This is a genomic window from Enterobacter sp. K510, from assembly GCF_055804875.1.
In genome coordinates, this window is the sequence record NZ_JBNRLQ010000008.1 from 28,614 (window position 1) to 49,580 (window position 20,967).

Sequence of the window (20,967 nt, forward strand, 5' to 3'; positions counted from 1 at the left end):
TATGATGGAAATTCTGCGTGGTTCGCCTGCCCTGTCTGCCTTCCGTATCAACAAATTGCTGGCGCGTTTTCAGGCGGCCGACCTTCCTGTAAGCAACATTTACGCCGAGTATGTCCATTTTGCCGATCTCACCGCCCCGTTAACTGCCGATGAGCACGCCCAACTGGCGCGTCTGCTGCAATACGGCCCGGCGCTCGCCAGCCATACCCCGGCAGGCAAGCTGATCCTGGTGACGCCGCGTCCCGGCACTATTTCTCCCTGGTCATCCAAAGCCACCGATATCGCCCACAACTGCGGGCTGGCGCTGATCAGCCGCCTTGAGCGCGGCGTGGCGTATTATGTTGACGCCGCTGAACTGAGCACGGAACAGTGGCAGTCCGTGGCGGACGAATTGCATGACCGCATGATGGAAACGGTGTTCGCAGCGCTGGACGATGCGCAGCAGCTGTTTGCCCATCACCAGCCTGCGCCGGTTTCCAGCGTTGATATGCTGGGGCAGGGGCGTCAGGCGCTGAACGACGCCAACCTGCGTCTGGGGCTGGCGCTGGCGGAAGACGAAATTGACTATCTGTTCGATGCCTTTACCCGTCTGGGTCGCAACCCGAACGACATCGAGCTCTATATGTTCGCCCAGGCAAACTCCGAACACTGCCGTCACAAAATCTTTAACGCTGACTGGGTGATCGACGGCGAACAGCAGCCGAAATCGCTGTTTAAAATGATCAAGAACACCTTTGAACAGACCCCGGATCACGTGTTGTCGGCCTATAAAGACAACGCCGCCGTGATGGAAGGTTCAGAGGTGGGGCGTTTCTACGCCAGCCACGAAGAAGGGCGCTACGACTTCCACCAGGAGCCGACGCATATCCTGATGAAAGTGGAAACCCATAACCACCCGACGGCGATCTCGCCGTGGCCGGGCGCGGCAACCGGCTCCGGCGGTGAAATTCGTGATGAAGGCGCCACCGGGCGCGGTGCGAAGCCGAAAGCCGGGCTGGTGGGCTTCTCCGTTTCCAACCTGCGTATACCGGGCTTTGAACAGCCGTGGGAAGAAGATTTCGGCAAGCCGGATCGCATCGTTACCGCGCTGGATATTATGACCGACGGCCCGCTTGGCGGCGCGGCCTTTAATAACGAATTCGGTCGCCCGGCGCTGAACGGCTACTTCCGTACCTATGAAGAAAAAGTGAACAGCCACAACGGCGAAGAGCTGCGCGGCTATCATAAGCCGATCATGCTGGCGGGTGGGATCGGCAACATTCGCGCCGATCATGTGCAAAAAGGCGAGATCAACGTTGGCGCGAAACTGATCGTGCTGGGCGGTCCGGCGATGAACATCGGTCTGGGCGGCGGCGCGGCGTCCTCTATGGCCTCCGGCCAGTCCGATGCGGATCTCGATTTTGCCTCCGTACAGCGCGACAACCCTGAAATGGAACGTCGTTGCCAGGAAGTGATCGACCGCTGCTGGCAGCTTGGCGAGGCTAACCCAATCCTCTTTATTCATGACGTTGGCGCGGGCGGTCTGTCCAACGCCATGCCGGAACTGGTGAGCGACGGCAACCGCGGCGGTCGGTTCGATCTGCGCAAAATTCTCAGCGATGAGCCGGGCATGAGCCCGCTGGAAATCTGGTGTAACGAATCCCAGGAGCGTTACGTGCTGGCGGTCGCCGCCGATCAGTTACCGCTGTTCGATGCCCTGTGCCGTCGCGAGCGCGCCCCTTATGCGGTGATCGGCGAAGCTACCGAAGAGATGCACTTAAGCCTCTCCGACAGCCACTTCGACAATCAGCCTATCGACATGCCGCTGGACGTGCTGCTGGGCAAAACGCCGAAAATGACCCGCACGGTGCAGACGCAAAAAGCGGCAGGCGAGGCCTTTAACCGTCAGAGCATCACCGTAGCGGAGGCGGTTAACCGTGTGCTGCATCTTCCTGCGGTGGCGGAAAAAACCTTCCTTGTCACCATCGGCGACCGCAGCGTCACCGGTATGGTGGCCCGCGATCAAATGGTCGGACCCTGGCAGGTGCCGGTGGCGAACTGTGCCGTGACTACCGCCAGCCTCGACAGCTACTATGGCGAAGCCATGTCGCTGGGCGAACGCGCGCCGGTGGCGCTGCTGGACTTTGCCGCCTCTGCCCGTCTGGCGGTCGGCGAAGCCCTGACCAACATCGCCGCCACGCAAATTGGCGACATCAAACGCATTAAGCTTTCCGCCAACTGGATGGCGGCAGCCGGCCACCCTGGCGAAGACGCCGGGCTGTATGAAGCGGTCAAAGCGGTGGGCGAAGAACTCTGCCCGGCGCTCGGCCTGACCATCCCGGTGGGTAAAGACTCCATGTCGATGAAAACCCGCTGGCAGGACGGCAACGAACAGCGCGAAATGACCTCGCCGCTGTCGCTGGTGATCACCGCCTTTGCCCGCGTGGAAGACGTGCGCCATACCATCACGCCGCAGCTCTCCACCGACGATAACGCCCTGCTGCTGATCGACCTGGGTAAAGGTCACAATGCTCTGGGCGCAACGGCGCTGGCGCAGGTGTATCGTCAGCTTGGCGACAAACCGGCGGACGTACGCGATGTTACGCAGCTGAAAGGCTTCTACGATGCTATCCAGGCGCTGGTGGCGGGACGCCAGCTGCTGGCCTATCACGATCGTTCCGATGGCGGCCTGCTGGTGACGCTGGCAGAGATGGCTTTTGCCGGTCACTGCGGCATTGAAGCCGATATTGCCGCGCTGGGGGACGATCGCCTGGCCGCGCTGTTTAACGAAGAGCTGGGCGCGGTGATCCAGATCCGCGCCGCCGACCGCGAATCGGTGGAAAACATTTTAAGCAAACACGGTCTGGCGGACTGCGTGCACTATCTGGGCAAGGCCGTAACAGGAGATCGCTTTACGCTTACCGCCGGGCAACAGCCGGTGTTCAGCGAAAGCCGTACCACGCTGCGTATGTGGTGGGCAGAAACCACCTGGCAGATGCAGCGTCTGCGCGATAACCCGGAATGCGCCGACCAGGAGCACCAGGCAAAAGCCAACGATGCCGATCCGGGTCTGAACGTGAAGCTCTCCTTCGACATCAACGAGGACATCGCCGCGCCATATATCGCGACAGGCGCGCGTCCGAAAGTGGCGGTACTGCGCGAGCAGGGCGTGAACTCCCATGTTGAAATGGCGGCGGCATTCCACCGCGCCGGTTTCGACGCTATCGACGTGCACATGAGCGACCTGCTGGCGGGCCGTACCGGTCTGGATGATTTCCAGGCGCTGGTGGCGTGCGGCGGTTTCTCCTACGGTGACGTGCTGGGGGCAGGGGAAGGCTGGGCAAAATCCATTCTGTTCAACAGCCGCGTACGTGACACCTTCGAAACCTTCTTCCATCGCCCGCAGACGCTGGCGCTGGGGGTATGTAACGGTTGCCAGATGATGTCCAACCTGCGCGAACTGATCCCTGGCAGCGATCTGTGGCCGCGCTTTGTGCGTAACCACTCCGACCGTTTTGAAGCCCGCTTCAGCCTGGTGGAAGTGACGCAAAGCCCGTCTCTGCTGTTGCAGGGGATGGTCGGCTCGCAGATGCCGATTGCCGTTTCTCACGGGGAAGGTCGTGTGGAAGTGCGCGATGACGCCCATCTGGCGGCGCTGGAAAGCAAAGGCCTGGTGGCGCTGCGTTTCGTGGATAACACCGGCAAGGTGACGCAGACCTATCCGGCTAACCCGAACGGCTCGCCGAATGGCATCACTGCCGTGACCTCGGAAAACGGTCGCGTAACGCTGATGATGCCGCACCCGGAGCGCGTATTCCGTACCGTCAGCAACTCCTGGCACCCGGAAAACTGGGGCGAGGACAGCCCGTGGATGCGTATCTTCCGTAACGCCCGTAAGCAACTGGGATAATGCTCACACGCCACTGTCGGTTTTAGCCGACAGTGGCGCATTTTCCTGTCTCTTTTTGGCGACACTTAACTCTTTGATTTTATTAGTGATGACTTTTTCGCTTCCGCTGTGTTGCTTTTTGGCGACAGTGTGGCGTAAAAGTGAGCAGGCTAAGTACCACCGCTTTAATAATTAAATCCTTTTAATTCAATGGCTAAATAATAAACTCTGTACATTGGCACGGGTTGTGCATATTATAAGGCAGTGGCTCATTCACCTTCTTATGTCAGCCCCTTCGGGACGTGCTACATAAACTCAGAATGACGCACAAAAAGGTGCCTGCCGTCCAATTGCTGATCATAGCGCTGCTATTTCAGACCCCGGGCGAAACGTCGAGTAAGGCACCGCCTAATTCCAGATAAAGCCGGGTAATTCCCGGCTTTGTTGTTTTTGTCCCACGGTAATCTTAACTTTCCCCCGGCGCGTTACTCAGTTAGCATCCTCTAAAATCCGCTTTCACGAGAATAGTGCGTTGAAACCCTGGCCCGGCTTCCCCCGCTCCCTGCGACAACTGGTTATGATGGCCTTTTTGCTGATCCTGCTGCCGCTGTTAGTGCTGGCCTGGCAGGCATGGCAGAGCCTCAATACCCTCAGCGCCCAGGCGGCGCAGACCAACCGTACCACGCTGATTGACGCCCGTCGTAGCGAGGCGATGACCAACGTCGCGCTGGAGATGGAGCGCAGCTATCGCCAGTATTGCGTGCTGGACGATCCCACTCTGGCCCGCGTCTACCAGAGTCAGCGTAAGCGCTACAGCGATATGCTGGATGCCCACGCAGGCGTGCTGCCGGATGAAAAACTCTCTCTGGCGCTGCGCCAGGATCTGAACGATCTGGCGCAGTTGCAGTGCCATAACAGCGGCCCCGGCGACGCCGCCTCAGCGCGGCTGGAGGCCTTTGCCGCCGCCAATACCATGATGGTGCAGTCCACGCGCGCGGTGGTGTTTTCCCGCGGGCAACAGCTGCAACAGGAGATCGCCGAGCGTGGACAGTTTTTTGGCTGGCAGGCGCTGGTGCTGTTTCTGGTCAGCCTGGGGCTGGTACTGCTGTTTACCCGCATGATCATCGGCCCCGTGAAGGGCATTGAGCGGATGATCAATCGTCTTGGCGAAGGGCGCACGCTCGGGCAGCGGGTGCTGTTTAAAGGGCCGCGGGAATTACGTTCGGTGGGCGAGCGCATTCTCTGGCTCAGCGAGCGCCTCGCCTGGCTTGAGTCCCAGCGTCACCAGTTTTTACGTCATCTTTCCCACGAACTGAAAACCCCGCTCGCCAGTATGCGCGAAGGCACGGAGCTGCTCGCCGATGAAGTAGTTGGCCCGCTCACCCCGGAGCAAAAAGAGGTGGTGGCTATTCTGGATGACAGCAGCCGTAACCTGCAAAAACTCATTGAGCAACTGCTGGATTACAACCGCAAGCTGGCGGATGGCGCGGTGGAACTGGAAAGGGTTGATTTAGCGCCGCTGGTGGAGGCGGTGATCGCCGCACACAGTTTACCGGCACGGGCTAAAATGATGCATACCGACATCTCACTGCCGGAAACGCACTGCCTGGCGGAGCCGATGCTGCTGATGAGCGTGCTCGATAATCTCTACTCGAACGCGGTGCACTATGGGGCTGAATCCGGTAACATTTATATTCGCAGCTACACTCATGGGGCACGCTTAGCCATTGAGGTAGCCAACACGGGTACGCCGATCCCCGAAGCGGAACAGGCGATGATTTTTGAACCCTTTTTCCAGGGAAGTCATCAACGAAAAGGGGCGGTGAAAGGCAGTGGGCTGGGGCTGAGTATCGCCAGAGACTGTATTCATCGCATGCGAGGTGAGCTGCATCTGGTGGCCGACAGCCAGTCAGATGTCTGTTTCCGCATTGAGCTACCGCTCAGTGCGCCGGAAAAATCCCTAAAATGAATCTACGTCTGGTGAGTATGTCGCACATTTTTAATCGCGTGCTTAACGCGGTGTCGTTGTCAGGGCTTCTGCGCGCAGGCTTGCCCTGTCTGCTGCTGACGGGCTGTATTGCCCATGTGCCAAAAAGCGCCGTCAACGAAAAACAGGAAGAGAAACTTCCCCAGCATCAACTGGCGGATTTCCTGTCCACCGACTGCAACGACATCTGGTCGCTGCACGGAAAATCTGTGGATACTAACCCGCTGTACTGGCTGCGCGGCATGGACTGCGCGGAACGCCTGGCGCCCGCGACCGCCCGCGCCGAAGCGCGAAGCTGGCCGGATGACACCTGGCAGGATACCTTCAAGCGCGGCATTCTGCTGGTCAGCGCCAAGATTTCGCCGGTGGAACGTCGCGCCTTCGTTACCCGTCTCGACACCCTCAGCCCGCAGCTACCGGCCCAGGTACGTCCGCTGTATCAGGTGTGGCGCGAAGGGCAGGCGCTGCAATTACAGCTGTCAGAAGAGCGCTACCGCTACAGCAAGCTCCAGCAGTCTGCCGATGGCGAACTGGATACCCTGCGTCAGCAGCAGCAATACCTGCGTGAACAGCTGGAAACCACCTCGCGCAAACTGGAAAACCTGACCGATATCGAACGGCGTTTATCGACGCGGAAACCCGCCGGTAACGATCTGCCTTCCGCCAACCCTGACGTGAAAAATGAGGATGCCAGCCATGACAAGCCGTAAACCCGCCCGTCTGCTGCTGGTGGACGACGATCCCGGTTTACTGAAGTTGCTCGGCCTGCGCCTGACCAGCGAGGGCCATAGCGTGGTTACCGCCGAGAGCGGGCAGGAAGGGTTGCGCGTGCTGGCGCGGGAAAAAATCGATCTGGTGATCAGTGACCTGCGGATGGATGAAATGGACGGCATGCAGCTGTTCGCCGAGATCCAGCGTCAGCAGCCGGGCATGCCGGTGATCATCCTGACGGCGCACGGCTCGATCCCCGACGCGGTGGCCGCCACCCAGCAGGGCGTATTCAGCTTCCTCACCAAGCCGGTGGATAAAGACGCGCTCTACAAAGCCATCGACGGCGCGCTGGAGCACTCCGCCCCGGCGGGGGATGACCTCTGGCGGGAAACCATTGTTACCCGTAGCCCGCTGATGCTGCGTCTGCTGGAGCAGGCGCGCATGGTGGCGCAGTCGGACGTCAGCCTGCTGATTAACGGCCAGAGCGGCACCGGCAAAGAGATCCTCGCGCAGGCAATCCATAACGCCAGCCCGCGCAGTAAAAACGCTTTTATCGCCATCAACTGCGGCGCCTTGCCGGAACAGTTGCTGGAGTCCGAGCTCTTTGGTCATGCCCGTGGCGCCTTTACCGGCGCGGTCAGCAGCCGTGAAGGGCTGTTTCAGGCGGCGGAAGGCGGCACGCTTTTCCTCGACGAAATCGGCGATATGCCCATTCCGTTACAGGTGAAATTGCTGCGCGTATTGCAGGAGCGCAAAGTGCGCCCGCTCGGCAGCAACCGCGATATCGACATCAACGTGCGCATTATCTCCGCCACCCACCGCGATCTGCCGAAAGCGATGGAGCGCGGCGAATTCCGTGAAGATCTCTTTTATCGCCTGAACGTGGTGAACCTGAAGATCCCGGCGCTGGCGGAGCGTGCCGAAGACATCCCGCTGCTGGCGAATCACCTTCTGCGCCAGTCAGCGGATCGTCATAAACCCTTTGTGCGCGCCTTTTCCACCGACGCCATGAAGCGGCTGATGACCGCCAGCTGGCCCGGCAACGTGCGCCAGCTGGTGAACGTTATCGAGCAGTGCGTGGCGCTCACTTCCTCGCCGGTGATCAGCGATGCGCTGGTGGAGCAGGCGCTGGAAGGGGAGAATACCGCGCTGCCGACCTTCGCCGAAGCCAGAAACCAGTTTGAGCTGAACTATCTGCGCAAGCTGCTGCAAATCACCAAAGGTAACGTGACTCACGCCGCGCGCATGGCCGGGCGCAACCGCACCGAATTTTATAAATTGTTATCGCGCCATGAACTTGATGCGAACGATTTTAAAGAGTGATCCGCAAAGCGCAGTGAATATGGTAGTGTGAGCAACCGATAACGTAGCCGCCTGCAGGCAAAAATTCAGGGAACCACCATGAAAAAGATTGATGCGATTATTAAACCTTTCAAACTGGATGATGTGCGCGAAGCGCTGGCCGAAGTGGGCATTACCGGGATGACCGTGACCGAAGTGAAAGGCTTTGGCCGCCAGAAAGGGCATACCGAACTGTACCGCGGCGCTGAGTACATGGTGGACTTTCTGCCGAAAGTAAAAATTGAAATTGTCGTCACCGACGATATTGTTGATACCTGCGTGGATACCATTATCCGCACGGCGCAAACCGGTAAAATTGGCGACGGTAAAATCTTTGTCTTCGACGTCGCCCGCGTGGTGCGTATCCGTACCGGTGAAGAAGACGACGCGGCTATCTAACATTCTTGCCGGGTGGCGCTGCGCTTACCCGGCCTGCAAAACTCTTCGCAGGCCCGTGCAGGCGAAGCGCCGCCGGGCGATTACAGCACCTTATGAGGCCCGAAACATTCGTAATGAATATTCTGCGCCTCAACGCCCGACTCAATCAGCTGGCGGGCGGCAAACTGCATAAACACCACAGGTCCGCACAGATAGAACTGCATCGCCGGATCGGAATACAACCCCTTCGTCTGACTCAAATCCATCAGTCCTTCGCTGTTATAGCCTGCGCCCGCGCGATCGGTGTCGGTCGGCAGACGATACCAGGTGTGCGAGCTGAAGTGCGCAAGCTGCGCGCCAAGCTGCGCCACTTCATCGGCAAAGGCATGCACATCGCCATTCTCCGCCGCATGGAACCAGTTCACCTGCGCGCTATGCTGACGGCTGACCAGGGTGTCGAGCATCGCCAGCATCGGCGTCTGGCCGACGCCCGCGGAAATCAGCGTCACCGGGGTTTCCGGGGTCACATCCAGAAAGAAATCACCCGCAGGCACCGCCAGATGCACGATGTCACCCACAGTCGCGTCATTATGCAGCCAGTTGGACACCTGACCGCCCGGCTCGCGCTTCACGGCGATACGGTAGCTTTTCCCGTCAGGTTTGCGGGTGAGGGAATACTGACGAATTTCCTGATGCGGAAAACCTTCCGGCTTCAGCCATACGCCGAGATACTGCCCCGGCTGATAATCCGCCACCGGCTGGCCATCCACCGGCTCAAATGCAAAGCTGGTGATAAGCGCACTCTGCGGATTTTTTGCGATGATGCGAAACGCTCGTGTGCCTTCCCAGCCGCCGGTTTTGCTGGCGTGCTCCTGATACAGCTCGCTTTCACGATTTACAAACACGCCTGCCAGTACGCCATAGGCTTTGCCCCACGCATCCAGCACTTCCTGACCCGGACTGAACATCTCATCCAGCGTCGCCAGCAGATGCTCGCCGACAATGTTGTACTGTTCCGGTTTGATCTGAAAACTGGTGTGCTTCTGGGCGATCTTCTCCACCGCCGGCAGCAGCGCGGGCAGATTTTCAATATTGCTGGCATAGGCGGCAATGGCATTGAACAGCGCTTCACGCTGATCGCCATTGCGCTGATTGCTCATATTGAAGATCTCTTTCAGCTCCGGATTGTGTTTAAACATCCGGTCATAGAAATGGGCGGTAAGTTTCGGGCCGGTTTCGACGAGCAGGGGAATGGTGGATTTCACGGTGGCGATGGTTTGAGCGTCTAGCATGGCAGCTTCCTTTTTAGCAGAACTATAAGTTGTATTTTATATGCATCTTATAGAAATAACCCTGCGCTTGTAAATGACTTAGTGCATTTTAGTTATGATGGCTCACAGTCATGAAAAATTTACATCACAAAGCTGAAAAGAAATCCGGTTCCGCCGGGTTACGGCTTTTCCATCAAACCCTTGTACGGCGGGCAGCCAATCGTTTGCGTAAAATCCTTTGTCAAGACCTGTTATCACGATATGAATCAGTTATACTGGTCGCCGTTGCCCAAAAGGGCCCCCCTTCAGAGCTGTAATTACCGTTAGCTGAGTCAGGAGATGCGGATGTTAAAACGTGAAATGAACATTGCCGATTATGATGCCGAACTGTGGCAGGCTATGGAGCAGGAAAAAGTACGTCAGGAAGAACACATTGAACTGATCGCCTCCGAAAACTACACCAGCCCGCGCGTGATGCAGGCTCAGGGCTCTCAGCTGACCAACAAATATGCGGAAGGTTATCCGGGTAAACGTTACTACGGCGGCTGTGAATACGTGGATATCGTTGAGCAACTGGCTATCGACCGCGCGAAAGAACTGTTCGGCGCTGACTACGCTAACGTCCAGCCGCACTCCGGCTCGCAGGCTAACTTCGCGGTGTACACCACGCTGCTGCAACCGGGCGATACCGTGCTCGGCATGAACCTGGCGCACGGCGGCCACCTGACTCACGGCTCCCCGGTTAACTTCTCTGGCAAGCTCTACAATATCGTGCCTTACGGCATTGATGAGACTGGTCATATTGATTATGCAGACCTCGAAAAACAGGCGCAGACCCACAAGCCGAAGATGATCATCGGCGGCTTCTCCGCGTACTCCGGCGTGGTTGACTGGGCGAAAATGCGTGAAATCGCCGACAGCATCGGCGCTTACCTGTTTGTCGACATGGCGCACGTGGCCGGTCTGGTTGCCGCGGGCGTTTACCCGAACCCGGTGCCGCATGCCCACGTGGTGACCACCACAACCCACAAAACGCTGGCTGGTCCGCGCGGTGGTCTGATCCTCGCGAAAGGCGGCAGCGAAGAGCTGTACAAAAAACTGAACTCTGCGGTCTTCCCTGGCGCGCAGGGCGGCCCGCTGATGCACGTGATCGCCGGTAAAGCCGTAGCGCTGAAAGAAGCGCTGGAGCCGGAATTCAAAACCTACCAGCAGCAGGTGGCGAAAAACGCGAAAGCGATGGTGCAGGTATTCCTCGATCGCGGTTACAACGTGGTGTCCGGCGGTACCGATAACCACCTGTTCCTGCTGGATCTGGTGGACAAAAACCTGACCGGTAAAGAAGCTGACGCCGCGCTGGGTCGCGCTAACATCACGGTGAACAAAAACAGCGTGCCGAACGATCCGAAGAGCCCGTTCGTGACCTCCGGTATCCGTATCGGCAGCCCGGCCATCACCCGTCGCGGCTTCAAAGAAGCGGAAGCCCAGGAACTGGCTGGCTGGATGTGCGACGTGCTGGACAGCATCAACGATGAAGCGGTGATTGAACGCACGAAACAGAAAGTGCTGGAAATCTGCGCCCGCTTCCCGGTTTACGCCTGATCCGCGATAAACCCTGAAAAGGCCGCGTAAGCGGCCTTTTTTATTGCCGGGTGGCGCTGCGCTTACCCGGCCTACTTGTCTTCGGTTCTTCGGGTTAATCCAGGCCCGCGCAAGCGCAGCGCCGCCGGGCATGCACCGCCAGCCGTTCTGTAGGCCCGTGCAAGCGCAGCGCCGCCGGGCATAACCAGTTCATGTAGGCCCGTGCAAGCGCAGCGCCGCCGGGCGCTATCACCGCTCCCCGCGCAACGTCACACCCACATCCCCGCCCGGATGCACCGCCAGCAGCGTCTCCTTCGTATACCCGCTCTCGCTCATCAGACAGGCGCAGGCCGCATCAAAAATCGCCAGCACCAGAATGATTGAGGTGGTTGCCAGCATATTCAGCGGATCCACTTCCCGCTGCACGCCCGTTGAGATCACCAGCCGCGCCGCCTGAGCAATCGCCGACCCGCGGTTTTCCGTGACGCTGATCAGCGGCACCTGTCTGGCCGCCAGCCCCGGCAGCAGGCGGGTCAGTTCGTCCGAGTTGCCGCCGCGGGACAGCATGATCATCAGATCCCCCGACCGTAAAAAACCCAGATCGCCGTGGGCGGCATCGGTGGCGTTCAGATAGATCGCCGGACGCTCCACGCAGGCCAGCATATGGGCGATTTTGCGCGCCGCGATGCCCGAGGTTCCCACGCCGGTGACCACGATTTTACCCGTACAGCCGCGCAGCTCCGCCAGCAGGGCGTCCCATTGCTCAGCGGTCAGATGCTGGCCCAGTCCGGCCAGCGCGTCGCTGTAGGTTTGCCAGGCCTCGTTTGCCTGACGCCAGGCGCTGTTCATTCAACCTCCTGCATCAACTGACGGTATTTCATATGATCGAGGTACATCTCATGGAACACCTGATATTTACGATCGTAATACTGCTTAATGCGGTTGGTTTGCGGCGTCACCGTTTTACCGATGCGGCTCATCACTGACATCGCCTCCGGGAAGCTGTCGAAGACGCCTGCGGCCACGGTGCCCATCATCGCACTGCCCAGCAGCATGGCTTCGCTCTCTTCCGGTAACAGCATGGCGCAGCCGGTGGCGTTGGCGTGCTCCTGCACGAACACCGGATTTTTGGTGCCGCCGCCGCTGGCCATCACGGTATCGATGGCGTAACCGGTCTGATTCATGGTTTCAATAATATGGCGGGTGCCCAGCGCAATCGCCTGAATGGTCGCCAGATATTGCAGCGCCATGTCCTCGGGCGTGCGGGAAAGCTTCAGGCCGGTGATCGCCCCGGTGAGCGTCGGATTAGCGCGCGGCGAGCGGTTGCCGTGGAAGTAGGGGAGGATATGCATATCGCGGGTCAGAAAGGCGATGTTTTCCGGCTCGCCCGCCATTTTACGCAGCAGGGCATTCAGCAGTTCATAAATGGTCTGCCCCTGGGTTTTTGCCTGCGCCAGCAGCGTTTCATAGCAGGGATGCGACTGGATCACATGATCGATAAGCGCGCCTGTCGCCGACTGGCCGCCTTCGTTCAGCCAGTAGCCAGGCAGCACCGCCGAATAGTACGGCCCCCAGACGCCGCCGATAAAACGCGGCGCTTTCGAGATAGCCATATGCCCGGTGGAAGTCCCGCCGATCAGCGCCACGCGGCGATCAAAATCCGCCACTTCCCCTGACACGCCACAGGCGCCCAGCGTACCGAGCGTACCGGCGTGGGCATCAATAATAGACACGCTGACCGCCGTGCCCGGGATCAGCCCCATTTCGCTGGCGGCGCGCGGCGTCAGGCCGTGGCCGAGCGGTTCGCCCATGGTTTTTACATAGCGGCCAATTTTTTCCGCGTCGTGCTCAAGGAGATCCTCAAGCCCTATCTCGCGGAAATAGCTGCCGTCCCACTTATCTTCATGGCCCATGTAGGTCCACTTGCAGACGGTGGAGCAGAGGGAGCGGGTATCATCGTCGGTGGCGCGCCAGGTCAGGAAATCCGGCAGGTCAAAATAATAACCGGCGTTAGCCCAGGTGTTCGGCATATGCTGTTTCAGCCACAGCAGTTTCGGCGTCTGCATTTCCGGGGAAATGATGCCGCCGACGTAATCCAGCACCCGGTGGTGCAGGGCGTTAATGCGGTCGGCCTGCGTAATGGCGCGGTGATCCATCCACACAATAATGTTCTGCTCGCTGCGCCCGGACGGGCTGACGGTCAGCGGCTTGCCCTCTTTGTCCAGCACCACCAGCGAACAGGTGGCGTCAAATCCCAGCCCCTTCACCTGGATCGGATTGACGTCCGACTGGTTAATGGCATCGCGCACTGCATTACACACCGCCTGCCAGATATTGTCTGAAGACTGCTCAACGAAATCCGCCTGCGGGCGATACATTTCAATGGCCCGGCTCGCCTGGCCGACCATTCTGCCGTTCAGGTCAAACACGCCCGCGCGGGCGCTTCCGGTTCCGACATCCACACCAATGAAGTAACTCGCCATCTTTTTTCTCCTGAAATCAGGCTTTACGATTCTGTAAGGCAATAAAGAGGATCAGCACCGCGCCCCAGAGCGCCATCGTCAGATAGCTGCTGATCCCCAGCAGATTGAAGCCGCTTTCCAGCATTTGCAGCACCACCAGCGCCAGCACCAGGCCGATGACGCGACCAAAGCCGCCGTCCGGGTTGATGCCGCCGAGCACCGAGGCAAGAATGGTCACCAGCAGATAGGATTCGCCGTAGCCCGCTTTCGCCGAGTTGAACTTCGCCATCATCAGGATGGCCGCCACCCAGCCGAGCAGAGCGGAAATCACATAGACGGAAATCTGTACCCGCACGGTATTCACCCCGGAATAGCGCGTCGCCTGCTCGTTCGAACCCACCAGATAGAGGCTGCGTCCAAGCGTCGTGTGCTCCAGTAACACCCACAGCAGCACCGCCACCGCAATAAACAGCAGCAGGGCGACGGGGATCCCCGCGAGGGTGGCGTTACCTAAATACTGGATCGCCGCCGGGAAGCCGGAGATCACCGTGCCGTTAGAAAACAGAATGTTCAGCCCGGAGATCAGCGTCATGGTGCCGAGGGTCGCAAGAATAGGCGAGACGCCCACCCAGGCGATGAGCGCGCCGTTTAGCACGCCAATCGCCACCGCGACGGCCAGCCCCGCCAGCAGCGCCAGCATAAAGAAGAGGGGATTATCCGGATGGCTGACAATAATCGCCGCCATCACCAGCGAACAGGCGTTAGCACCGGCAATAATCGACAGGTTAATGCCGCCGGTGAGCATGGTCAGCCCCATGCCCAGCGCCAGCATGCCGAGGATCGGCAGCTGCGAACTGATGGACTGGAAATTCGCGACGCTGAAAAAGCGGCTGCCCAGCAGCGCCGAGAAGACCACGGCAACGACAATAATGATCACGCACTGGAGGCGAATGATGGCATCACCAGGCAGATAACGGGCGAAGGTTTTCATCTTAAAGTTCCCCTGCGAGTTTGCGTTTTTCGTTCCACGCCGTCGCGCTGATGCTGATCAGGATAATGGTGCCGCTGAACACGGTGTGCCAGTAAGAGGAGACGCTTAACAGCGTCAGGCCGTTTTGCAGGAAGGCCAGCAGGATCACCCCGAGCAGCGTGCCGGTCAGCGTGCCGCGACCGCCGGTCATGCTGGTGCCGCCCAGCACCACGGCGGCCAGCACCGTCAGCTCAAAGCCGAGCAGGGAGTTTGGCGCAACCGACTGGGTGATCTGCGCCTGCACCACGGCGGCGATACCGGCGAGAATGCCCATATAGCCGTAAACGCAGAAGTGCAGCTTCAGCAGGTTCAGCCCGAGGCGGGAGGCGGCGTCACGGTTGCCGCCCATGGCGTAAATCTGGCGGCCCAGCCGGGTGTAGTTCATCAGAATGGCAGTGAATATAATCACTGCGGCGAGACAGAGCAGCGGCAGCGTCAGGCCATAGTCGTAGCCGTCGGCAGCGGTAAAGGAGAACCAGTTGATGCCGTTCATAAACCAGTCCGGGAAGCCGTACAGCCAGGTGCCTTTGGTGGCGTAGACCAGCAGACCGTAATAGACGTTGAGCGTGGCGATGGTGATGATGATCGCCGGCACGCGCAGCCAGTAGACCAGAAAGCCGTTGATAAGCCCAAGCAGCAGGCCGACGGCAATGGCCATCGCCAGCGCCAGCACGAAGTTGCCGCCGTGGGCGATCATCCAGCTGGCCATGGCGTACTGCGCGATGGCGGTCATCGCCGGAAAAGAGATATCAATGCCGCCGGAAATCAGCACCACAAACAGCCCGCAGGCCAGAATGCCCAGAATGGCGTAGCTGGTGGCGACATCCGTCAGGTTGCCCAGCGAAAGAAACTCATCGGTGCTGACGCTCAGCCCGACGATCAGGGCGATCACTAACAGCCCCAGCCAGAACTCATGTTGCCCGACGAGGCGGGAAAGACGCACGTTATTCATTGATGACCTCGACCACTTCAGCAATTTCCGCTTCGGTACAGCGATGGGGATTAAATTCAGCGACCAGCTTGCCGCGGCGCATCACCAGCACGCGATGGCTGTTGTAGTAGGCTTCCGGGATCTCATCGCAAATCATCAGCACCGCCATACCCTGTTCCGCCAGATCGCGGGCAATCTGATAAATTCCCTCTTTATTGGCGATATCCACGCCGACGGTGGGGGAGTCCAGGATGAGAATGCGCGGGTTAGTCGCCACCCATTTGGCGATGGCGATACGCTGGGCGTTGCCGCCGGAGAGGGTTTTCACCGGCAGGTGTGGATCGGAAACTTTAATGTTCAGATCGCGGATCAGATCGCTTACCAGCTTTTGCGCTTTGGCATGATCGAGCAGACCGCTGCGGGTATGGAGTTTGTCGAAGACCGTGACGATGGTGTTGTCATAGATCGACTGCTCCATGATCAGCCCCTGCGTCAGGCGATCTTCCGACACATAACCGATGCCGTGTCTGATGGCGTCGTGATTATTACGCAGGCGCACCGGCTCGCCGTTGATGCGGATTTCGCCGCTCTCCGGCTGCGTCATGCCAAACAGGCTCAGGCACAGCTCGGTACGGCCCGCGCCCAGCAGGCCGACAACAGAAACAATCTCGCCGCTGCGTAATGACAGATCGATGTTCTGGTATTTTCCTTTGCGGCTCAGGTTACGTAACTCCAGCATCGGCGGCTGATCGGCGGGCGGTTTTTCCGGCAGCGGGCTGTAGTGAAAACGCTGCCCGGTCATCAGGAACGCCAGCTCGTGGCTGTCCAGCTCCTGCGCAGGCCAGGTGCCCACCAGCTTGCCGTCGCGCATCACGCTGATGCGATCTGCCACTTCCATCACCTCATCCAGACGGTGGCTGACAAAGACCACGCAGATGCCCGCCGCTTTCAGTTCATTCACCACCCGCAGGAGGCCATTCACCTCCTGGCGCGTCAGCGAGGCGGTGGGCTCATCCATGATCACCAGCCGGGCATCGGCGGCGATGGCGCGGCAGATCGCCACCAACTGGCGGTCAGCAATGGAGAGTTTTTCGACTTTTTTATCCGGGTCGAGGGCCACGCCAATACGTTTCATGGCGGCCAGCGCCTGGGCTTTCATCGCCCCGCGGCGCACCCAGATATCGCCCCCCGGCAGATAACGGTTAACGGCAATATTTTCCGCCACGCTGAAGTTCGGAAACAGCGACAGATCCTGGTAAATCACCTGAATACCGTAATGGGCGGAGAGCTGCGGCGTCAGCTGATGGAACAGCTTGCCGTCGAGCATAATCTGCGCGCCTTTTTCCGGGTGGTAGACGCCGGAAATCACTTTAATGATGGTGCTTTTTCCGCAGCCGTTCTGCCCTGCCAGACAGTGAACTTCGCCTTTTTTCAGCGTCAGGTTCACGTTATCCAGCGCCAGCACGCCCGGAAATTGCTTGCTGATATTCTCAAGTGAGATAAATGCGGCGGTGTCTGCCATGGGCAATACTCCTGCAAGCGCCCTTACGGGCGCTGAGTGTGAATTGTTTTAGTTATTCGGTTTCCCTGGTGTGGGCGGAGTGCCTCAGAAACCGAGTGATTGCGCGTTATCTTTGGTGACTTCGAGGATCTTGTTAAAGCGGATCACTTTTTTGTCCATATCCACATCGGCTTTGCCTAAACCCTCGATGGTCAGATCCGGCGTCACTTCCTTGCCCTGCAACAGCTGATCGGCAACGGTAACCAGCGCATAACCGGCATCTTTCGGATCCCACAGCAGCGCCTTTTTAATGTCGCCGCGCATCAGGTACGGCGCGGCCTGGGCAGGCATGGCAATACCGACAACCGCCATTTTTTCTTTAGCGCGTTTCTTCTGCACCGCCTGACCGGCACCGATTGGGCCAAGGGAGCCAAAGCCGATAATACCTTTCATCTGCGGATAGGTTTTCATCAGATCCAGGGTAGTGGAGTAGGATTTATCAATGCTTTCCGCCACCGGCAGGCGGGAGGTGACTTCAAACATCTCGGGGTATTTTTCTTTCTGATATTTGATGGCGTAGTCCGCCCAGGCGTTATGCAGCGGCACCGTTAAAGATCCCACGTAAATGGCGTAGCCGCCTTTGCCGCCCATGCTTTTCGCCAGCTCATCGACGTTAGCCTGCGCGTATTTTTCGCTGTCGATGGTTTCAATATCCCACTGGCCGATCTGCTGATCCGGGGATTCGTGGGTCAGCACCACAATGCCTTTGTCGCGGGCTTTTTTCAGCACCGGCTCCAGCACCTTCGCATCGTTAGGCACCACGATAATGGCGTTGACGTTCTTGGCGATCAGATCCTCAATCACCTTCACCTGCTGGGCAGGATCGGGTGTGGAAGGACCCGTCTGATACGCATTCACATTCAGCTTTTTGGCGGCGTCGTTCACGCCGGTTTCCATACGGTTGAACCAGGGAATGCCGGTGACTTTCGCCACCACGGCAATTTCATACTTTTCCGCCGCCGCAACGTTACCGGACAACATGCTGACAGAAACCAGGGCTGCACTGAGTAAGGCGAGTTTGAATTTCATAGTTTTACCTTATGTAGGGTACGGGCATGTCACGCACAGAGATTAACAACGAAGGGAAGAGGGGATGAATCGCAGATTTTTTAAATGTGATGACTGCCCATTTTTGTTATTTTTTAGATCTAATATCGTTAAATTACAGTTAAAAAATAACATTAGCTTCACAATCAGTAAGGCTGTCTTTGTTAAATTCGGTTGTTTAATTAACTAATAATTAACAATTATTTATCATTTTGCGGATTAAGGCGGCTTTTTTGCCGGATTTTTGCGCACCAGCCGCCGGGAATGTTTCAAATATGTGAGCTGAAACGATAAGCCTGCCCTGGGCGGTTTTTTACCGGTGATGTTAAAAACCTGTTAAGCGCTCACTTGTGTTTACCGCCGTTTATCGCCAGACTGTCGCCACCATTCAGGAGGAAATCATGGTTCTGCACTCTACGCGCTGGCTGGCGCTCGCCTACTTCACCTATTTTTTTAGCTATGGCATCTTTCTGCCTTTCTGGAGCGTCTGGCTCAAGGGCACCGGTTTAACGCCGGAAACCATCGGTATTTTACTGGGCGCAGGTTTGGTGGCACGCTTCCTTGGTAGTCTGCTGATCGCCCCGCGCGTCAGCGATCCTTCCAGACTTATTACCGCGCTGCGGGTGCTGGCATTGCTTACGCTGCTGTTTGCGCTGGCATTCTGGGCAGGACATAGCGTCGCCTGGCTGATGGTGGTGATGATCGGCTTTAACCTGTTTTTCTCGCCGCTGGTGCCGCTCACGGATGCGCTCGCCAACACCTGGCAAAAGCAGATCACCATGGACTATGGCCGGGTGCGGGTATGGGGATCTATCGCTTTCGTGATTGGCTCGGCGGTGACCGGCAAGCTGGTGAGTCTGTACGATCATCAGGCGATTCTGGCGATGCTCACGCTTGGCCTGATCTCCATGCTGCTGGGAATGCTGCTGCGCCCGACGGTAATGCCGCAGGGGCAAAGCCGCCAGCAGGAGGCCGCAGGCTGGCCGGCGTGGAAAAGCCTGATCCGCCAGAGCTGGCGTTTTTTGGCCTGCGTATCGTTGTTACAGGGAGCGCACGCCGCCTATTACGGCTTCAGCGCCATCTACTGGCAGGAGGCGGGCTATTCCGCCTCAACGGTGGGCTATCTCTGGTCGCTGGGCGTGGTGGCGGAAGTGGTGGTCTTTACCCTGAGCAATAAACTGTTCCGCCGCTGGAGCGCCCGCGATCTGCTGCTGCTTTCGGCGGTGTGCGGGGTGGTGCGCTGGGGGTTGATGGGCTGGACGACGGCGCTGCCAGGACTGGTGCTGATCCAGATCCTGCACTGCGGCACCTTCACCGTCTGCCATCTGGCGGCCATGCGCTATATCGCCGCCCGTCAGGGCGCTGAAGTGATCCGCTTGCAGGCGGTTTACTCCGCCGTCGCCATGGGCGGCAGCATCGCGGTAATGACCGTCTTCGCCGGATTCCTGTTCCAGCATCTGCACCAGGGCGTCTTCTGGGTGATGGCGCTGGTGGCCTTACCGGCAATGGTGCTGCGTCCGCGCATCAGCCCCCAAGCATAACGCGGATATGGCTCTGCTGCTGCTCGCTCAGGGATCCGGCGGCATGGATCAGCGGGGCGGAGAACAGCGGCAGGGCGGTGGCGTAGGGGGTGACGATCAGCGCCACTTCCCGCGGCGCGCCTTCCTCCTGAAACGCTGCCAGGCTCAGGTGCTTAATATTGAGCGGCAATAGCGTCAGTTCGCGCAGTTGCAGCTCAATTTCCTGCTCAAGCTGCGGATCGTCGCCGGTGAGGATCAGCACCTGTTTTTCGTGCAGATCGCTCTCCTGCATCAGCCACGCGCCAAATATTACCGCCACCAGACCGGTTTCCTCCGGGCTAAAGCGCAGACCATATTCCTGCTCCATGCCGCCCATTACCTGTGTGGTGGTGCGCATCAGACGCGGATAGAGGCGGTGCATCTCCTCCGGCAGGGTGTCATCAATGCCAATGCCGAACAGACTGCGATCCAGCGCCTGCGCCAGATGGATATAGAGCTGATCCGCCAGCCCCTGCTCATCGCTGAAGCGCATACCTGAAAGTGCATGAAAGCGGCCAATCATCTGGTTCACCGCGCGGCGCAGCCGCAGGTCCTGCTGATGCCCGTCGCGCAGCGGATCCGGGGTGCGCAACAGCATAAACATCACCGCCAGGAACAGGTGTTCGCTGTCGTGGGGCATCTTCGCCACCCGACGTTGCCAGTGACGCACAATGTCCTGGGCGGCGCGGTATTCTGCGCGGCTCTGCGCCCAGGCCTGCTGGACGGGATTAAACTCCGGGGTAAAGCCAAGCTGATGTTGCAGCAGGCAATACTGCAAATAGAGACGAAGAAACTGCACGTCGCGGCATTCAAACTGGCGCTGCAAATTGCGTGCGCAAAGATTAATCAGCGCCTGAAGATTGGTATCGTCATACAACGGGCGGGCAATCTCGCTCTGTTTAAGGGCGGTTTTCAGGGCCGGGGTAAAATGCTCGTTGATAAATTGCGGGCACAGGCGCAGCGCACGCCGCAGCCAGTGCACCAGGCACAGCCGCTGATCCAGAACGCTGCCCTCGATGCGATAACAGCCATCGGGCTGGGTGATGATATTCAGCCGATGATAACGCTGGATCTCCAGACCCGTGTCGGCTATATCTTGCCGGGTGACGGCACCATCCACACCGTTCAGTTCGCCAAGGCTTTCGGGCGTCAGAGCGTGTCCGGGCAACGACAACATCAGAAAAGCATGGCAGCGACGTTGTGGGCTGGAGAGGACAGATGGAGGGGTCATCACAAGGGTCAT

15 protein-coding genes are annotated in these 20,967 nt (G+C 58.6%); 7 read left to right on the forward strand and 8 right to left on the reverse strand.

Annotated features, from left to right (window positions below):
* Position 1: 1 nt before the first annotated feature.
* The 5 genes from purL to glnB all read left to right on the forward strand — a co-directional run bounded on the left by purL (position 2) and on the right by glnB (position 8,306).
* Positions 2-3,889: a phosphoribosylformylglycinamidine synthase gene (gene purL, locus ACQUTD_RS14870; protein ID WP_473277281.1), complete on the forward strand. Its 3,888-nt coding sequence runs from the start codon at positions 2-4 to the stop codon at positions 3,887-3,889.
* A 511-nt stretch (positions 3,890-4,400) separates the two neighbouring features.
* Complete coding sequence (qseE, locus tag ACQUTD_RS14875) at positions 4,401-5,837, forward strand: two component system sensor histidine kinase QseE/GlrK (RefSeq protein ID WP_473277282.1); 1,437 nt, start codon at positions 4,401-4,403, stop codon at positions 5,835-5,837.
* On the forward strand, positions 5,834-6,565 hold the full coding sequence (qseG, locus tag ACQUTD_RS14880) for a two-component system QseEF-associated lipoprotein QseG (protein WP_473277283.1): 732 nt from the start codon (positions 5,834-5,836) through the stop codon (positions 6,563-6,565). Before qseE ends, qseG begins: the two co-directional genes overlap by 4 nt.
* Positions 6,552-7,889 (forward strand): two-component system response regulator GlrR, encoded by a 1,338-nt coding sequence (gene glrR / locus ACQUTD_RS14885; RefSeq protein WP_318362701.1) that lies wholly within the window; start codon positions 6,552-6,554, stop codon positions 7,887-7,889. The genes qseG and glrR overlap by 14 nt, the downstream gene beginning before the upstream one ends.
* A gap of 78 nt (positions 7,890-7,967) precedes the next feature.
* Positions 7,968-8,306 carry a nitrogen regulatory protein P-II gene (gene glnB / locus ACQUTD_RS14890; RefSeq protein ID WP_002438074.1) on the forward strand — a complete coding sequence of 113 codons (339 nt, stop codon included), beginning with the start codon at positions 7,968-7,970 and terminating at the stop codon, positions 8,304-8,306.
* An 80-nt stretch (positions 8,307-8,386) separates the two neighbouring features.
* On the opposite strand, the gene hmpA is transcribed toward glnB, so the two are convergent.
* A complete protein-coding gene (gene hmpA, locus ACQUTD_RS14895; protein ID WP_473277284.1) occupies positions 8,387-9,577 on the reverse strand; it encodes an NO-inducible flavohemoprotein in 1,191 nt (396 codons plus the stop codon).
* 324 nt (positions 9,578-9,901) lie between these two features.
* Here hmpA and glyA point away from each other — a divergent pair, with 324 nt between their 5' ends.
* On the forward strand, positions 9,902-11,155 hold the full coding sequence (glyA, locus tag ACQUTD_RS14900) for a serine hydroxymethyltransferase (protein ID WP_072569364.1): 1,254 nt from the start codon (positions 9,902-9,904) through the stop codon (positions 11,153-11,155).
* 228 nt (positions 11,156-11,383) lie between these two features.
* Here glyA and ACQUTD_RS14905 read toward each other — a convergent pair whose 3' ends face one another.
* The 6 genes from ACQUTD_RS14905 to ACQUTD_RS14930 form a co-directional block, all read right to left on the reverse strand.
* The gene (locus tag ACQUTD_RS14905; RefSeq protein WP_072569363.1) at positions 11,384-11,983 is read right to left on the reverse strand and encodes a KpsF/GutQ family sugar-phosphate isomerase; all 600 of its coding nucleotides are present in this window, start codon (positions 11,981-11,983) and stop codon (positions 11,384-11,386) included.
* On the reverse strand, positions 11,980-13,617 hold the full coding sequence (locus ACQUTD_RS14910) for an FGGY-family carbohydrate kinase (RefSeq protein WP_072569362.1): 1,638 nt from the start codon (positions 13,615-13,617) through the stop codon (positions 11,980-11,982). The genes ACQUTD_RS14905 and ACQUTD_RS14910 overlap by 4 nt, the downstream gene beginning before the upstream one ends.
* A gap of 16 nt (positions 13,618-13,633) precedes the next feature.
* The gene (locus tag ACQUTD_RS14915; protein WP_473277285.1) at positions 13,634-14,587 is read right to left on the reverse strand and encodes an ABC transporter permease subunit; all 954 of its coding nucleotides are present in this window, start codon (positions 14,585-14,587) and stop codon (positions 13,634-13,636) included.
* 1 nt (position 14,588) lies between these two features.
* Positions 14,589-15,578: an ABC transporter permease gene (locus ACQUTD_RS14920; protein ID WP_072569360.1), complete on the reverse strand. Its 990-nt coding sequence runs from the start codon at positions 15,576-15,578 to the stop codon at positions 14,589-14,591.
* Positions 15,571-17,079 (reverse strand): ATP-binding cassette domain-containing protein, encoded by a 1,509-nt coding sequence (locus ACQUTD_RS14925; RefSeq protein ID WP_473277286.1) that lies wholly within the window; start codon positions 17,077-17,079, stop codon positions 15,571-15,573. Before ACQUTD_RS14925 ends, ACQUTD_RS14920 begins: the two co-directional genes overlap by 8 nt.
* An 84-nt stretch (positions 17,080-17,163) precedes the next feature.
* Positions 17,164-18,147 (reverse strand): substrate-binding domain-containing protein, encoded by a 984-nt coding sequence (locus ACQUTD_RS14930; RefSeq protein WP_473277287.1) that lies wholly within the window; start codon positions 18,145-18,147, stop codon positions 17,164-17,166.
* Positions 18,148-18,566: 419 nt separating this feature from the next.
* Between ACQUTD_RS14930 and ACQUTD_RS14935 the strand changes: the two genes are divergently transcribed.
* Positions 18,567-19,706 carry a 3-phenylpropionate MFS transporter gene (locus tag ACQUTD_RS14935; RefSeq protein ID WP_072569357.1) on the forward strand — a complete coding sequence of 380 codons (1,140 nt, stop codon included), beginning with the start codon at positions 18,567-18,569 and terminating at the stop codon, positions 19,704-19,706.
* On the opposite strand, the gene csiE is transcribed toward ACQUTD_RS14935, so the two are convergent.
* Positions 19,690-20,967: a stationary phase inducible protein CsiE gene (gene csiE / locus ACQUTD_RS14940; protein ID WP_473277288.1), complete on the reverse strand. Its 1,278-nt coding sequence runs from the start codon at positions 20,965-20,967 to the stop codon at positions 19,690-19,692. The two genes, ACQUTD_RS14935 and csiE, sit on opposite strands and share 17 nt — an antisense overlap.

Excerpts from the sequence above, each read along its gene's own strand:
- ACQUTD_RS14915 (WP_473277285.1), bottom strand. The coding sequence starts at position 14,587 with ATGAAAACCTTCGCCCGTTATCTGCCTGGTGATGCCATCATTCGCCTC.
- ACQUTD_RS14930 (WP_473277287.1), bottom strand. The coding sequence starts at position 18,147 with ATGAAATTCAAACTCGCCTTACTCAGTGCAGCCCTGGTTTCTGTCAGC.
- hmpA (WP_473277284.1), bottom strand. The coding sequence starts at position 9,577 with ATGCTAGACGCTCAAACCATCGCCACCGTGAAATCCACCATTCCCCTG.
- glyA (WP_072569364.1), top strand. The coding sequence starts at position 9,902 with ATGTTAAAACGTGAAATGAACATTGCCGATTATGATGCCGAACTGTGG.
- ACQUTD_RS14910 (WP_072569362.1), bottom strand. The coding sequence starts at position 13,617 with ATGGCGAGTTACTTCATTGGTGTGGATGTCGGAACCGGAAGCGCCCGC.
- glnB (WP_002438074.1), top strand. The coding sequence starts at position 7,968 with ATGAAAAAGATTGATGCGATTATTAAACCTTTCAAACTGGATGATGTG.
- csiE (WP_473277288.1), bottom strand. The coding sequence starts at position 20,967 with ATGACCCTTGTGATGACCCCTCCATCTGTCCTCTCCAGCCCACAACGT.
- ACQUTD_RS14925 (WP_473277286.1), bottom strand. The coding sequence starts at position 17,079 with ATGGCAGACACCGCCGCATTTATCTCACTTGAGAATATCAGCAAGCAA.
- ACQUTD_RS14905 (WP_072569363.1), bottom strand. The coding sequence starts at position 11,983 with ATGAACAGCGCCTGGCGTCAGGCAAACGAGGCCTGGCAAACCTACAGC.
- ACQUTD_RS14935 (WP_072569357.1), top strand. The coding sequence starts at position 18,567 with ATGGTTCTGCACTCTACGCGCTGGCTGGCGCTCGCCTACTTCACCTAT.
- purL (WP_473277281.1), top strand. The coding sequence starts at position 2 with ATGATGGAAATTCTGCGTGGTTCGCCTGCCCTGTCTGCCTTCCGTATC.
- qseG (WP_473277283.1), top strand. The coding sequence starts at position 5,834 with ATGAATCTACGTCTGGTGAGTATGTCGCACATTTTTAATCGCGTGCTT.
- ACQUTD_RS14920 (WP_072569360.1), bottom strand. The coding sequence starts at position 15,578 with ATGAATAACGTGCGTCTTTCCCGCCTCGTCGGGCAACATGAGTTCTGG.
- glrR (WP_318362701.1), top strand. The coding sequence starts at position 6,552 with ATGACAAGCCGTAAACCCGCCCGTCTGCTGCTGGTGGACGACGATCCC.